16 protein-coding genes are annotated in these 14,908 nt (G+C 44.4%); 1 reads left to right on the top strand and 15 read right to left on the bottom strand.

Annotation, left to right across the window (positions count from 1 at the left end; all coding sequences use genetic code 11):
• Nucleotides 1–28 precede the first annotated feature (28 nt).
• The 15 genes from O3602_RS03145 to O3602_RS03075 all read right to left on the bottom strand — a co-directional run bounded on the left by O3602_RS03145 (nucleotide 29) and on the right by O3602_RS03075 (nucleotide 12,312).
• The gene (locus O3602_RS03145; protein ID WP_004219735.1) at nucleotides 29–184 is read right to left on the bottom strand and encodes a hypothetical protein; all 156 of its coding nucleotides are present in this window, start codon (nucleotides 182–184) and stop codon (nucleotides 29–31) included.
• A gap of 101 nt (nucleotides 185–285) precedes the next feature.
• Nucleotides 286–561, bottom strand: coding sequence for an HU family DNA-binding protein (locus tag O3602_RS03140; protein WP_003006038.1), 276 nt, complete (start codon nucleotides 559–561; stop codon nucleotides 286–288).
• A gap of 110 nt (nucleotides 562–671) precedes the next feature.
• A complete protein-coding gene (locus O3602_RS03135) occupies nucleotides 672–1,505 on the bottom strand; it encodes a DegV family protein (RefSeq protein ID WP_004219672.1) in 834 nt (277 codons plus the stop codon).
• An 89-nt stretch (nucleotides 1,506–1,594) separates the two neighbouring features.
• The gene (locus tag O3602_RS03130; RefSeq protein WP_342986514.1) at nucleotides 1,595–2,323 is read right to left on the bottom strand and encodes a metallophosphoesterase; all 729 of its coding nucleotides are present in this window, start codon (nucleotides 2,321–2,323) and stop codon (nucleotides 1,595–1,597) included.
• Between the two features lie 20 nt (nucleotides 2,324–2,343).
• Complete coding sequence (gene recN / locus O3602_RS03125; protein WP_371611132.1) at nucleotides 2,344–4,002, bottom strand: DNA repair protein RecN; 1,659 nt, start codon at nucleotides 4,000–4,002, stop codon at nucleotides 2,344–2,346.
• 6 nt (nucleotides 4,003–4,008) lie between these two features.
• Entirely contained in the window at nucleotides 4,009–4,443 is a 435-nt protein-coding gene (locus O3602_RS03120; protein ID WP_342986516.1) for an arginine repressor, read from the bottom strand.
• A complete protein-coding gene (locus O3602_RS03115; protein WP_342986517.1) occupies nucleotides 4,433–5,251 on the bottom strand; it encodes a TlyA family RNA methyltransferase in 819 nt (272 codons plus the stop codon). Before O3602_RS03115 ends, O3602_RS03120 begins: the two co-directional genes overlap by 11 nt.
• A complete protein-coding gene (locus tag O3602_RS03110; RefSeq protein WP_371611131.1) occupies nucleotides 5,244–6,119 on the bottom strand; it encodes a polyprenyl synthetase family protein in 876 nt (291 codons plus the stop codon). Before O3602_RS03110 ends, O3602_RS03115 begins: the two co-directional genes overlap by 8 nt.
• Nucleotides 6,116–6,328, bottom strand: coding sequence for an exodeoxyribonuclease VII small subunit (locus O3602_RS03105; RefSeq protein WP_003006013.1), 213 nt, complete (start codon nucleotides 6,326–6,328; stop codon nucleotides 6,116–6,118). Before O3602_RS03105 ends, O3602_RS03110 begins: the two co-directional genes overlap by 4 nt.
• Nucleotides 6,306–7,646 (bottom strand): exodeoxyribonuclease VII large subunit, encoded by a 1,341-nt coding sequence (gene xseA, locus O3602_RS03100; RefSeq protein ID WP_371611130.1) that lies wholly within the window; start codon nucleotides 7,644–7,646, stop codon nucleotides 6,306–6,308. Before xseA ends, O3602_RS03105 begins: the two co-directional genes overlap by 23 nt.
• A 236-nt stretch (nucleotides 7,647–7,882) precedes the next feature.
• Nucleotides 7,883–9,337 (bottom strand): glycoside hydrolase family 32 protein, encoded by a 1,455-nt coding sequence (locus O3602_RS03095; protein ID WP_003011892.1) that lies wholly within the window; start codon nucleotides 9,335–9,337, stop codon nucleotides 7,883–7,885.
• Between the two features lie 9 nt (nucleotides 9,338–9,346).
• A complete protein-coding gene (locus tag O3602_RS03090) occupies nucleotides 9,347–10,222 on the bottom strand; it encodes an NAD(P)H-hydrate dehydratase (protein ID WP_003011660.1) in 876 nt (291 codons plus the stop codon).
• Between the two features lie 52 nt (nucleotides 10,223–10,274).
• Entirely contained in the window at nucleotides 10,275–11,048 is a 774-nt protein-coding gene (locus tag O3602_RS03085) for an HAD-IIB family hydrolase (protein WP_003012261.1), read from the bottom strand.
• A 13-nt stretch (nucleotides 11,049–11,061) separates the two neighbouring features.
• The gene (locus O3602_RS03080; protein WP_371611129.1) at nucleotides 11,062–11,916 is read right to left on the bottom strand and encodes a bifunctional methylenetetrahydrofolate dehydrogenase/methenyltetrahydrofolate cyclohydrolase; all 855 of its coding nucleotides are present in this window, start codon (nucleotides 11,914–11,916) and stop codon (nucleotides 11,062–11,064) included.
• Nucleotides 11,917–12,081: 165 nt separating this feature from the next.
• Nucleotides 12,082–12,312 carry a DUF1797 family protein gene (locus tag O3602_RS03075; RefSeq protein WP_003011913.1) on the bottom strand — a complete coding sequence of 77 codons (231 nt, stop codon included), beginning with the start codon at nucleotides 12,310–12,312 and terminating at the stop codon, nucleotides 12,082–12,084.
• 248 nt (nucleotides 12,313–12,560) lie between these two features.
• Here O3602_RS03075 and O3602_RS03070 point away from each other — a divergent pair, with 248 nt between their 5' ends.
• Nucleotides 12,561–14,813 (top strand): AAA family ATPase, encoded by a 2,253-nt coding sequence (locus tag O3602_RS03070; protein WP_371611128.1) that lies wholly within the window; start codon nucleotides 12,561–12,563, stop codon nucleotides 14,811–14,813.
• Nucleotides 14,814–14,908: the final 95 nt, after the last annotated feature.

Below are 14,908 nucleotides of genomic sequence, written 5' to 3'. Positions count from 1 at the left end.
CACGAGCCTGAAATAGATTCATCTACTCTCAACCGATCCAACTGGTCATCCAGCGCACGGTTCCTAGGATCATTTTGACCACGAGGATCATAAAGCAAAATTCCAGTACAAACCACAGCCCTTTCAATAGATACAAAATAGGTCGGATAAACAACAAGGCAAAGAGGCCTAAAATGAATCGCATGGTCTTTTCTCTCTTTCTTTTTTCCTATTATACCCTTATCCTATAGAGCTGTCCAACAAAAAAACCATCCTAGAAATCTAGGATGGTTTTTCAAAATGCAATTATTTAACTGCTTCTTTAAGAGCTTTACCAGCTTTGAATGCTGGAACTTTAGAAGCTGCGATTTTGATTTCTTTACCAGTTTGTGGGTTGCGACCTTTACGAGCTGCACGTTCACGAACTTCGAAGTTACCGAAACCGATCAATTGAACTTTTTCACCTTTTGAAAGGTATTCTGAAACTGCTGCGAACACAGCGTCAACAGCTGCTGCTGAATCTTTCTTAGTCAATTCTGTAGCTTCTGCCACTTTTGCGATCAAATCTTGTTTGTTAGCCATTTAACAAATCCTCCAATTTTTTTTAGGCTTTACGCCTTAACAGTACTATCATATCTAAAAAAAGCCTTTAGGTCAAGTACTAAACCTGTTTTTTTAAACATTTATTTAGCTTATTCGTAGCGCACCAAAACTGCAAATGCATTCTCACCTGTATGGGTTTGAATAATCGATCCAGTTTCGAGAACAGGGATCGCTTTTTCAACGAGCGATTGCAACTGAGCCTTCATTTCATTGGCCCATTCTGGTGTCCCTGCGTAAGAAATCCCGATCTCAGCCACCTTGCTGTGGGATAATTTCTCTACCAATTCATCCAACCATTTCTTAAAGGTCTTGTTTCCACGGCCCTTGACGATTGGTTCCAACTGATGGTCCTTCATTTCCATCACCACACGGATGTTAAGAAGCGAGCTCAAAAGTCCGGTAACTCGGCCAATCCGACCACCTTTAACTAGATTTTCCAAGGTAGATACGCCGATATACAACTCTGTCTTTTCTTTGACTTCTTCGATACGAGCTAAAACGGTGTCTAGATCTGCTCCTTCTTTAGCCAACTTAGCTGCCTCAACCACTTGGAACTTCATGGCTTGGTCTGTAAAGCCACTATCAATCACAGTTACTTCTGCCCCTGACAAAGTTGCCCCTTGGCGAGCCGCCTCTACTGTTCCTGACAAGGCGTGAGACATATGAATCGAAACGATATGAGCTCCGTCTGCTGCTAACTTTTCATACACCTCCGCAAAGACTCCAACAGGTGGTTGGCTGGTCTTTGGAAGATTTTTGCTAGACTGCATTAAGCGCAAGAAGTCCCCTTCTCCCAACTCACTGTCAGAATAAAGGACTCCATCCACCATAACAGAAAGTGGCACAATGGTGATGCCATATTCTTCAACCACTTCAGGCTCAATTGTAATAGATGAGTCTGTAACTATTTTAATATTTACCATATAATTCTATACTCTTCCTAAGAATGTTCTGCTTTCATTATATCAAAAAACACGGGGTTTTGCAGTGAAAGATATCCATTCCTGCTTCCTCAGTCGTCTGCGGCAGAAAAACCTGTATTGTGAAGGACATGGTCTTGGACAATACCTTGATCATCCAAGAGCAATCCATGGAGGACTCCTCCAAAGACAGCGCCACCATCGACGCCCATTTTCTGATCTGAAATCCAAAGATTTTCGGTGCCGACTGGCTCATTGAGCAGTCCATAGACCGGTGTATGGCCAAAGACGATCCATTTGCCTGTATGATTCTCCGCTTCATGGAATGGTTTACGAATCCAGACTTTTTGGTAATCACTGGTTTCCCGCCAATTTTCAAGGGTTAGATCCACACCAGCGTGGACAAAGTAATAGGTTTCTGTCTCGTAGTCAAAGGGCAAACTGCGGATAAAGGCCACCAAGTCAGGAACGGTGTTCTCTACGGCTTGCGCATCCGCAATCCCATCTACAGGAGCATCGAGCGGCCGGCCTAACAGAGAGTTGATAGTCGTATCGCCACCATTTCTTCGGTAGTGGTCATAACGCTCTTCTGGATTGTCCAACCAGGCTAAAAACATGTACTCGTGATTCCCGGAAAGGCAAACAGCTCCGTGGTGGTCTACATAGTCCTTCACGATTTCAATCGATCGTTTGCTGTTTTCGCCTCGATCTATCAAATCCCCTAAAAAAACCAATTGAGCTTTTCCATCCCACTCTGTCATGAGCTCTTCTAGCATTTGTGCTTTTCCGTGAATATCTCCGACTACAAAGTATGTTGACATTGGTTCAAACCTTCTTTCTCTTAACGCTTGAGAAGTTGCTCTGCTTGTTGACGGGCAGCTTCCGTTAGATCCTCTCCTGCCAGCATCTTGGCAATTTCTTCGATTCGTTCTTCTCTATTGAGCAAACGCACAGTAGAGACAGTTGAGTGTTCATCACTGATTTTCTCAATATAGAATTGATAATCTGCTGCAGCGATGACTTGCGGCAAGTGAGAAATGGCAAGCACCTGGCCATTTTGACCAATCTTATGAATTTTCGCTGCGATAGCTTGGGCCACGCGCCCAGAGACTCCTGTATCCACCTCGTCAAAGACGATACTAGTTTTTCCTTCTTTTCGAGAAAAAGCAGATTTAATGGCCAACATCAAGCGTGACAATTCTCCGCCAGATGCTACCTTGACAAGGGGTTTAAAGTCCTCACCTGGGTTGGTCGAAATATAAAATTCGACAGCTTCATTTCCCTCCCGATTAAACTTAGCCTTGCTAAAACGCACTTGGAAGCGCGCCTTGTCCATGTAGAGATCTGCCAATTCTTGCTGGATTTCATTTTCCAAGGCTTGGGCCAAAGTATGCCGCTGATCACTCAAATCTTGAGCCAAGGTGACCAAACTCTTTTCCAAACGTTTGAGTTCTTTTTCCAAATCCTCAGACGAGAGGTCACTTCCAGTGAGAAGGCTATATTCTTTGGTGATTTGCGCCAGGTATTCCAAGACGTCCTTGACTTGGCCACCATACTTGCGCGTGATAGAGTGGATCAAATCCAAACGCGATTCCACCTGCATGAGGCGATTGCCATCAAACTCCAGACCATCGACCACATCTTCTAAGCGCTTGGTAATATCCTCAAGGGCATAAAAGGTTTCAGATAATTGGCTTGAGAGCTCTTTGTAGCTGGGATCATATTCTTCGATGCTCTCCAGATCATTCATGGCTGAGCGAACATTGGAGAGGCTCGAAAACTCTTCTGCATCCAGCATGGTATAGGCATTGGTTAGGGTATCTGCAATCATCTTGTGATTGAGCAGGCGTTGGCGTTCTTGCTCCAAACGCACATCCTCATCCACTTCCAAGGAAGCAGCCTCAATCTCTGCAATTTGAAACTCTATCATTTCAATACGGGCCTTATTTTCCTGCTGGTTGCGCTGGAGTTCCACCACTTGTTTGCGCAGGCGTTTGTAGTCTTCAAAGGTCTGACGATAAGCATCTTTAGTTTGGAAAAAGGCTGCATCCCCAAATTCATCCAGCATAGCGATATGCAATTGGGGCCGCATGAGTTCTTCCTGATCATGCTGGCCATGGATGTCCACCAAATGTTGCCCAACTGCCTTTAAGACAGACAAATTCACCATTTGTCCATTGATCCGGCTGACACTTCGTCCATTTTGCAAGATCTCTCGGCGAATGATCAATTCATCGGTCCACTCTAGTCCTTGCTCTTCAAAGAGAGCCGTCAAGTGACGATTGCTCTCAACGGTGAAGAGACCTTCGATTTCCGCTTTTGGGGCTCCGTGTCGAATGACATCCGTCGTTGCACGGCTTCTCAGCATCATGTTCATGGCATCGATGATGATGGATTTACCAGCACCTGTTTCCCCCGTCAGTACCGTCATTCCCTTTTCAAAATTTAAGGAAATCTCTTCGATAATGGCAAAGTTCTTAATCGAAATTTCTAATAGCATAGGCTCTTACCACCCAAAGATTGATTTGAGGATATTCTCTGCTTCTGGAGCTGAATAGGCGATCAGCAAGATCGTATCATCATCTGCGACAATACTAAAGATATGCTCCTTATAAATCTCCCGCAAGCGCCGTTTAACTAAAGGCGCTGTCCCTGGAACCATGGTGAAATTGACATATTCTCCCATACGACGATGAGACAAAATATTGCTTTCGATCATCCCGATCCCTTGGTGGTGCTTACGTGGCAATTCATAGACATAGGACATGTCTTTCAGAGGGCGTTTTACGATGCCCAATTCTTTGATATCCCGTGATACCGTCGCTTGGGTTGCTGAGATGCCTTCTTCTTTCAAATGTTCGACGATCTCTTCTTGCGTCCCCACTTCATGATCGCGAATGAAGCGACGAATTTTTTCTAATCTGATATTCTTACTCTTCATGTTTAAATTCCTTGTGTGCCCGCTCCACAACAGCCTCCAGCTGCTCTGTAGTCGGCTTTGTTTTCTCTTCTTTTTTTTCTAGATACATCAAAAATTCGATGTTGCCATGGCCTCCTTGGATAGGGGAATAATCTACTCCCATTACCGCAAAGCCATGTGTCCCTGCAAAAGCAGCGACCTTTTCAAGAACGGCTAAATGAATCTTAGGATCCTTAATGATCCCATTTTTCCCGATCTGTTCGCGTCCTGCCTCAAACTGAGGTTTCACCAAGGCCACGACTTGTCCATTTTCTGCCAAAATCCGGTGAAGGGCTGGCAGAATCAAGTCCAAGGAAATAAAGCTGACATCGATACTCGCAAAGCTCGGTGTCGCTTCAAAATCATCTGGCTCGGCATAGCGGAAATTGAACTGTTCCATCGAGACCACCCGAGGATCATTGCGCAATTTCCAGGCCAACTGATTGGTCCCGACATCCACCGAAAAGACCTGGCTGGCTCCATTTTGCAGCATGACATCTGTAAAGCCACCTGTAGAAGCTCCAATATCAATCGCAATTTTACCCTCTACAGATAAACCAAATTGGTTCAGGGCTTTTTCTAATTTAAGACCGCCCCGGCTGACATATTTTAGTTTTTCACCCTTTAATTTCAACTCGGTTGCTTCATCAATTTTTTCACCCGGTTTATCGAAGCGCTCACCATTGATAACGGCAACGACAAGACCTGCCATCACCCCTCTTTTGGCTTGTTCGCGGGTATCAAATAGGCCTTGTTTATAGGCTAATACATCCACTCTTTCCTTAGCCATCTATTCGTAATCCTTCTATTAATTTCTTGATCGCTCGCGGATCAAAGTCGCAAGCAGCTGTAATCTGATCCAACAAGTCCTCGCAAGCGTCTAATTCGCTTGTCAGCATAGCTTTTGATTCTTCCAATCCCAACAGGGCTGGATAGGTCGATTTTTCAGCTACTAAGTCCTTTTGAGGGGTCTTCCCCAGAGCTTCAAAATCAGCGACCAAATCCAAAATATCATCCCTCACTTGAAAAGCCAGGCCTAATTTTTTCCCGATTTTTTCTAGGAGCTGACCAATGTCTGCTTGCAACTCTAAAATCAAACCTGCTGCGATGAAAGGATAGGCAAGGAGGCGTCCTGTCTTATTAGCATGGATGGTCTGCAACTCTGTCAGCGTGAGCTGTTTGTGCTCCCCTTCCATATCAAGGACTTGACCAGCTACCATTCCACGACTACCAGAAGCATCCGACAATTCAAGGATCAAAGAGACCTTGACCGCATCAGGAAGGGCACTCGCAGCTATCATCCCAAAGGGATCGAGAAAAAGCGCATCCCCTGCTAAAATCGCCAGGTCTTCTCCGAATTTCTTATGATTGGTCAATTGTCCCCGACGGTAATCATCATTGTCCATGGCAGGCAGATCATCGTGAATAAGGCTTCCTGTATGGATCATCTCTAAAGCCCCTGCCACTTGAAAGTGAGCCTCCGTCAATTCCAGTCCAAAGGCCTCTAACAATTCTAGAAGGAGCAAGGGGCGCAGGCGTTTTCCACCTGCCTGGATGGAATAAAGGACCGACTCCACTAAATGGGGGGCAACGGCTTTCTCCTCATAAAAAGAGCGAACCGCTTGCTCTACTCTATTTCGTTTTTCTTCTTGTCTCATGCTAGATCCGCTTCAGTACCATCTGCTTGCATGACCTTGACCAAGGTTTTCTCTGCTTGATCCAAGGTATCTTGCAATTCTTTTGACAACTTCATTCCTTTTTGGAATTCTGTAATGGCTTCTTCTAAAGCCACATCACCACTCTCCAATTTTTGGACGATGGCTTCCAAATCTGCTAAATTTTCTTCAAATTTCTTTTCTTTCGACATGTTTTACCTCTACTTCTAACTGGCCATCTCTCATGATGAGGGATAGCGGGTCCCCTTCTGTTACTTTCGCAACCGAATCTAGGACCTGATCTCCTTCCTTAACCATGGCATAGCCACGCGCAATAATCCGACTGGTATCGAGCATCAAGAGAGCTTCTGATAAGCCTTGCACCTTGATCTTTTGCTCTTTAAGGACTTGTTCCATTCGGTTGATTAAGATTCTCTTATCTTGGAGCAGGCGGTCCTGGTAGCGCTCGATGCGATGCAAAGGAGACGTGGCTTCTAGGCGATGACGCAGACCTTGCAGCTGATTGGCCCCTTGTCCATAAGCATCGCGCATCCCTTGTTTCAAACGCAATTGCAACTGGTCAATCTTTTGCAGGTAGCCATCATAGAGTCTTTCAGGCTGTCTAAAAATAACCGATTGACTTAATTTGGCCAAGCGTTCACGATTATAGGCCAAGCGATTGGACATCGCTGTTGCCATGCGATTTTCCTGCTTTTGTAAATGGTACAAGAGATCCAACTTGGTTACTGGAGTGGCCAATTCAGCAGCGGCTGTCGGAGTAGCGGCTCGTCGGTCTGCTACAAAATCGGCTAGAGTCGTATCTGTCTCATGTCCAACACTGGAGATAATCGGAATCCGCGATTCAAAGATGGCTCGCACCACTGCTTCTTCATTAAAGGCCCAGAGATCTTCAATCGAACCACCCCCACGACCGATAATCAAGACATCCAAATCATCCCGTTGGTTAGCCCTTTGAATATTAGCAACCACCTCACTAGATGCGCCTTCTCCCTGAACCTTGGTCGGGTAGAGCACAATCTCTACACCAGGGAAGCGTCGGCTCACCGTTGTGATAATATCGCGAATCACGGCCCCACTTTGACTGGTGATGACCCCGATCTTTCTTGGAAATTGTGGCAGAGCTTGCTTCCACCGATCCTGAAAGAGCCCTTCTTCGGTCAACTTTTTCTTGAGTTGCTCAAATTGGATGGCCAAGGCCCCTACCCCATCTGGCTCAGCCTTTTCGATAACAATGGAATAACTCCCACTTGGCTCATAGAGCTGAATGCGACCGATGACGTTGATCTTCATGCCTTCTTCTAGCTCAAAACCAAAGCTTCGATAAACCCCAGCCCAGACCGTCGCCTGAATAACCGCTTTTTCATCCTTTAATGAAAAATATTGGTGGTTGGGACGTTTTCGGAAATTGGAGACCTGCCCTGTCAGATAAACCCTTTCCAAATAGGGATCCTTATCAAATTTTAATTTCAAATATTTGGTCAAACTTGATACGGATAAATAGTTGGACATAGGAACTCCTTTCTGCAGAATATGATCAAGTTTAATTATACCAAAAAACACCAAAAAAGGCTGGCAGACAAAGCGAAATCATGAATTTCCTTTCTCTACAGGCCTCATTTTATTCAAGTTGCTCTCTACTTGTCTGTTTGACACCAGCATCCTTAAAACTCAAGACCAAGTTGGAATACACAAAAAAGACAAGTCACAGTACTTGTCTTTTTATTCTTTAGGAGGCTATTGCTTTCCTATTTTTGATAGGTTTTTACGACCCAATCAACTCCTTCATCTGCCGTGAGGGTATAGACAGGATTCTCAGTCGTTTCATAAAAGGTCATCGAGAGAGTTTTACCATCCACGAATACTTCGATTGAGTTGGTATCGCGAATGATCAAAAAATGATGATCTTTTTCAGCATCCAACTGAATCCATCTCGATTGAAATGCTGGATTTTCTTTTCCAGAAATGGGGTGCCCAAATTGGTCTCGACTTAAGCTAAAGCGTTTTTGAGAGGCGTCGTAAACCAATTGCAAGACACTATCAGGATCGGTTTCATCGCCATATCCAAGGATAAAGGAGCGACCCGGTTTGGTATCTAGCTCAAACAAGGTTTGTTTCCCTCTCGCTGGGATCGTGATCTGATTGCCCTGAACAATGGTTTCTGATGCATGTTCTACAAGAAAGTGTTCTTTCACTGACTCAGGTAACTCCTGAACCAATCGTCCGTCTTTCAAGGACAATTTTCTTGGAAGAGTCATACTACCTGCCCACCCATGGGCTAAATCATGACTGGGGATAGACCGGTGCCACATTTGCATCCAGGCAACCATGTATCGTTCGCCATTTGGTCCTTGACTAGTTTGAGGGGCATAGAAATCCAAACCACCATCCAATTCATCATAAGAATCGACATGAAAGCGCCCTGTTTCCCAATTCATGTCACCGATAAAGGCAACCGTCGAATTTAAATTCCAGTATTTTTCTTGCTGCCTTTCCATTTCAATGGGAGACAGAATCAAGACCCATTTGCCATCTAAAGGGAAGAAATCAGGACACTCCCACATAATCCCTTGCCCTTTTTCACCTTCTAGAAGGACTGATGTAAAGTCCCAATCTACTAGATTACTTGATGCAAATAGGAGAATTTGACCACTGTCATCTGGCGTCTTAGAAGCAACGACAGCGTAATAGCTTCCTTCGTATTCAAATACTTTAGGATCACGAAAATCTGCAATATCTGCGATCCCCTCAATATGTTGAGCATGGATCACTGGATTAGTAGGCAACTTTTCAAAGGTAATGCCATCTGTCGACACCGCAAGACACTGAGTCTCCTCGCGCTTTTCCTCATCGTCTACATGACCAGTATACAGCAAATAGAGCTTGTCATCTTTCACAATAGCACTACCTGAGAAACAACCATCCTTATCATAGCTTTCACTTGGTGCTATAGCTACTGGTAATTCTTCCCAATGGAGAAGATCTTTTGATTTGGCATGCCCCCAATGCATGGGACCCCAAACACTATCATAGGGATAGAATTGGTAAAACAAATGGTATTCCCCACGGAAATAAACAAAACCATTTGGATCGTTCATCCAGCCGATTGGAGGCAGCAAATGAAATGCCCCTCTATATTGCTGGTCAACCTTCTCCCTGTTTTCATTGATATACTGATTTGCTTTCCGAATGCTTTCCTTCATCTTTTTTACCTATTTTCTATTTTCAGTGCTGGTAACCTGATCTTTGTCACTCCACTTTTTCATCCATTTGGGGATTTCTTTGCTGATAGTCGTGGGTAGAACCACATAATCCTCCTTGCTCAAATCTTCTGCTATGGCTGAATGGAGATAGGTCGCAACCACCACGCGCTCATAGAGACTGACCTGTGGGAATTGACCCGCAAATCCTGCGATCATCCCTGCCAAGGTATCCCCCATGCCCCCTGTTGCTTGATAGGGGCCACCAACATCTAGCTGATAGCCCTCTTCTTGCCCACTTGTCCAAATGCGGGTGTGAGGCCCTTTTTCTACAATGACAGTCCCTTTAGGAAAGTTCTGTACTGCTCTTCGACTCTTGTCTTCAATCTGGCTTGCTAGCTCAAGCCCTGACAGTTTTTCCCATTCTTTTTGATGAGGGGTAAAGACCAACTGAGCCTCTGGCAGGTCAAACTGAGAGCTTGCAAAAAGACTAATAGCTCCTCCATCCAAAATCAAGACCTGCTGGCTAGAGACTTGCTCAAAAATCATGTGCAAGATTGCTTGGTTTTCTCTTACTTCCTTTAAGCCAGGTCCTACGAGAATCACGCTGGCTTTTTGGAGCTGCTCACAAAGGAGTTCGTGATCTGCCAAATCAAAGCCCATGGCTTCAGGAAGATGGCTATGAAGGGCTGTCAGATTATCAGGATTTGTTGCAACAGTGACTAGACCCGCTCCACTATGAACCGCAGCAAGCGCCGCCATAATAATAGCTCCCCCATAGGGGTAAGTCCCGCCAATCAAGAGCAGACGGCCAAAATCACCCTTATAAGACTTTGCCTCTCGCTGCACAATGACTCGCTGGATCTCTTCTTTCTCAACTCTTCTCATACCATCCTCATTTCTAGCGAAAAAGGAGAAGCCACGACTCCCCCCCCTTCTTTTATTTTCCTCTGAATTCTGCAAAGACTTGCAAGATCTTAGCAGCCACAGCTTGTGGTTGATTTTGTTTGGCTACCAATTGATCATCCGCATAAGGCTGAAGGGCTGGAAAATCACCAATCTGAACTGCATAAAGAGCTTTTTCAAAGAGCTCGATATCATTTTGATCATTGCCAAAAGCCACGAAATTCTCTCCACAGAGTTCTTCTACGGTTGTTGCTTTATGCGTATCTGCTGGATTGAGATAGATGCATTTTTCATGCGCATGATAGCGGATATGGGCCTTGTCTGTCTTTTCGATTCGCTCGATGATCTCATCCACGAGCTCCTCATGGCCACCCATATAGATCACAACCTTAATCGGATCTGTCAGCTCCTCTAACGAACGATACTGGGCTTTCTTGAGAGGGTCTACATTAACAACAAAAGGAATCTTTTCCAAAATCTGTCCGCTATAATCAAAGGTATCATCCACAAAAAATGGTAGATTGTAATGGTGACAAAAGCCAAGGACTTCCCGATACACATCCTTGTCCAATTGTTCCTCATATACTAATTGTCCCTGACGATAGGCCAATCCACCATTTAAGCCTATCACGAGTTGTTGACTCAATGGATCCCCTAAAAGGTCCAAGCAGTCCCGGTAAGAACGTGCAGAAGCAAAGGCAACTTCATGGCCAAATTCTTCTGCTCTCAATAAGACCTGTTTGATTTCATCATCGATTGTGACACCATCGAATGACAGAGTTCCATCTAAATCAAATACAAACTTCATCTTGTTCACACTTTCATTTTTTTAAGGCACGAACAGCTGCTTCGTAGGTCTGCTCCATAAGCATGGTGACGGTCATAGGACCAACTCCTCCTGGTACCGGGGTAATATGACTGGCCAAAGGGGCAACGGAGTCAAAATCGACATCCCCACACAATTTGCCATTCTCATCACGATTCATTCCGACGTCAATGACGACGGCACCTTCTTTCACGAAGTCTGCTGTTACAAATTTCGCACGACCGATCGCAACAACCAAGATATCTGCTCTTCTAGCAATTTTAGGCAGATGATGGGTCCGAGAATGGGTCAAGGTTACCGTCGCATTTTTGGCGAGGAGCAACTGCGCCATTGGTTTTCCAACGATATTGGAACGACCAATCACGACTGCTCGCTTCCCTTCTAGATCAATCCCATACTCTTTGAACATCTCCATGATGCCAGCAGGTGTTGAAGGGACCATGAGAGGATTTCCAGCCCACAAGCGTCCCATATTCAATGGATGAAAGCCATCCACATCTTTTGTCGGATCAATGGCTAAAAGGACTGCATCCGCATCGATATGCTTAGGCAGTGGCAACTGCACCAAAATCCCATGCCAAAGAGGATCTTGATTGTAATGTTCGATCACTTCTAATAACTCAGCTTGGCTGATGCTTTCAGGAAGTCGTCTCACTTCACTCCGAAAGCCTGCCGCAATAGCAGAACGCTCTTTATTTCTTACATAGATTTTGCTAACTGGATTATCTCCTACCACGATTACAACGAGGCCAGGCACAACTCCTGTCTCTTCTTTTAATCGTGCTGTTTTCTTCGCAATCTCACTCTGTAATTTTGTAGCGAGCGCCTTCCCATCAATGATTGTCGTCATGTCAATTCTCTTTCTAGTCAAGTAATGAAAATAGTCCTCTCTATTATAGCAGATTTCAACTCTCAAACCTAACTGTTCCTGCTTAGAATTTCTTATAGACGAAAACTATAACCAGATGGACAAAAAATGAGCTTGAGACCACCCCAAACTCATCCACTCAGCTACTTAGTAAAGTAATTCATAAATTTCCATTGCAATTAAATCAATGCTATCAAATGTATAGGTTTCACGCGCTTTAACATCACGAAGTGTAAAGGTTGAACCTTCTTCTTCATTGTGGTTGTAGGCTACTTCAGCGACAACAACACCGTCACGTTCAAAATTACGTTTTAAGTTTCCACCGTCTTTTGTCATCGTCTCCAAACGGTTGATAATCCGTACTAAATGTGATTCCATTTTATTTCTCCTCTTTACTTTCTACTCTCCTATTTTATCATAAAAGAGAAAGCTCTTCCAATAAAAATTCACATTTTTCCATTGATTTACTCTCTTCTTTAATCCTTAGCGACATTCCGTAGCAAATTCTTGCAAACTTCTAGAATACTGATATAATGAAACTATAAATCTTTGACTATTTTTGACCTTTTAAAAATAGGCTCGTCTCTTGATGGAAAACCATCAAAAACCTACTGTGAGGTATGTATATGCTTTGTCAAAATTGTAAAATAAATGAATCAACCATCCATTTATATACAAATGTAAATGGACGTCAGCAGCAAGTAGACCTCTGTCAAAATTGCTATAAAATTATGAAAACAGACCCAAATAACAGCTTCTTGAAGGGCATGAGCCAACGGAGTCAACTCACTGGAGATCCTTTTGAAGATTTCTTCAATAACCTTGGAAACTTCCAAAGTCCGCAAGAACCTCAAACCCCTCCAACTCAATCCGGAGGCAGTTATGGAGGTGGTGGCTACGGTCAAAACAATAACCGTGGCGACGGTCAAGACCCTCGTCAAGCACGCCCTCAAAAGCCAAAAGGACTGTTAGAGGAGTTCGGCATCAATGTTACAGAAATTGCCCGCAAAGGGGATATTGACCCTGTCATTGGCCGTGACGAGGAGATTATCCGTGTCATCGAAATTCTCAACCGTCGAACCAAGAACAACCCGGTTCTGATTGGAGAGCCTGGGGTCGGAAAAACTGCCGTTGTGGAAGGCCTGGCTCAAAAAATCGTCGATGGCGACGTTCCTCATAAATTGCAAGGAAAAGAAGTCATCCGCCTAGACGTTGTGAGCCTCGTTCAGGGTACAGGCATCCGTGGTCAATTCGAAGAACGCATGCAAAAATTAATGGATGAAATTCGTCAACGCGAAGATGTTATCCTGTTCATCGACGAAATCCATGAAATTGTTGGTGCAGGATCTGCTGGTGAGAGCAATATGGACGCTGGAAATATCCTCAAACCAGCCTTGGCGCGCGGTGAACTCCAATTAGTTGGGGCTACTACCCTCAATGAATACCGTATCATTGAAAAAGATGCGGCCTTGGAACGTCGGATGCAGCCCGTTAAGGTCGATGAGCCAACGGTTGAAGAAACCATCACCATCCTCAAGGGCATCCAGAAAAAATACGAAGACTACCACCACGTCCACTATACAGACGGGGCCATCGAAGCGGCAGCTATTCTGTCAAACCGTTACATCCAAGATCGCTTCCTGCCAGACAAGGCCATTGATCTGTTGGATGAAGCGGGATCTAAGATGAACCTGACCCTAAACTTTGTGGATCCAAAAGTGATCGACCAGCGCTTGATTGAAGCTGAAAACCTCAAAGCCCAAGCGACGCGCGAAGAAGACTTTGAAAAAGCAGCCTACTTCCGCGATCAAATCGCGAAATACAAGGAAATGCAAGGTCAACATATCACCGATCAAGAGACCCCTGTCATCAGTGAAAAAACTATTGAACACATCGTTGAACAAAAGACCAATATTCCTGTTGGCGATTTGAAAGAAAAAGAACAGTCTCAATTGATCAATCTGGCTTCTGATTTGAAAGCTCATGTGATTGGTCAAGACGATGCAGTAGATAAAATCGCGAAAGCCATTCGACGCAATCGTGTCGGCTTAGGATCGCCTAACCGTCCAATCGGAAGCTTCCTCTTTGTCGGACCAACTGGTGTCGGAAAGACCGAGTTGTCTAAACAATTAGCGATCGAGCTCTTTGGCTCTGCAGACAATATGATCCGCTTTGATATGAGCGAATACATGGAAAAACATAGCGTAGCGAAACTAGTCGGAGCTCCTCCGGGCTATGTTGGCTACGATGAAGCTGGACAACTAACGGAAAAGGTTCGTCGCAATCCTTACTCCCTCGTGTTATTGGATGAAGTGGAAAAAGCCCATCCAGATGTCATGCACATGTTCTTGCAAGTCTTGGATGATGGCCGTTTGACAGATGGTCAAGGCCGTACCGTCAGCTTCAAAGATACCATTATCATCATGACCTCTAACGCTGGAACTGGCAAAGCTGAGGCCAATGTTGGTTTTGGAGCTGCTCGCGAAGGTCGAACCAACTCTGTACTTGGAGAACTCGGTAACTTCTTTAGCCCTGAATTCATGAACCGTTTTGATGGCATCATTGAATTCCAACCTCTATCAAAAGAAAACCTTCTCCAAATCGTTACCCTCATGCTGGATGAAGTCAATCAACGTCTCGCACAAAATGAGATTCATCTGGATGTGACAGAGAAGGTCAAAGAAAAATTGGTCGATCTGGGATACGATCCAAAAATGGGGGCCCGCCCACTCCGTCGTACCATTCAAGATCATATCGAAGATGCTATTACCGATTATTACCTGGAACATCCAAGTGAGAAACAACTCAAAGCAGTCATGACCAGCAATGGAAATATTAGCATCAAAGCTGTTCATAAGACGGCTGAAAAGAAGTCATAATCATAATCAGTAAATGTACATTCAGAGACTGGAAAATCCAGTCTCTTTCTTTTTTCCCTCCAGATTTTTGCTAAAAAATATGATATAATGATGAA

Origin of the sequence: Streptococcus sp. 27098_8_186 (genome assembly GCF_041432055.1) — a bacterium.
Lineage (GTDB): Bacteria > Bacillota > Bacilli > Lactobacillales > Streptococcaceae > Streptococcus > Streptococcus dentalis.
The sequence above is the reverse complement of the archived record's forward strand: the minus strand, read 5'-3'. Positions and strand labels throughout refer to the sequence as shown.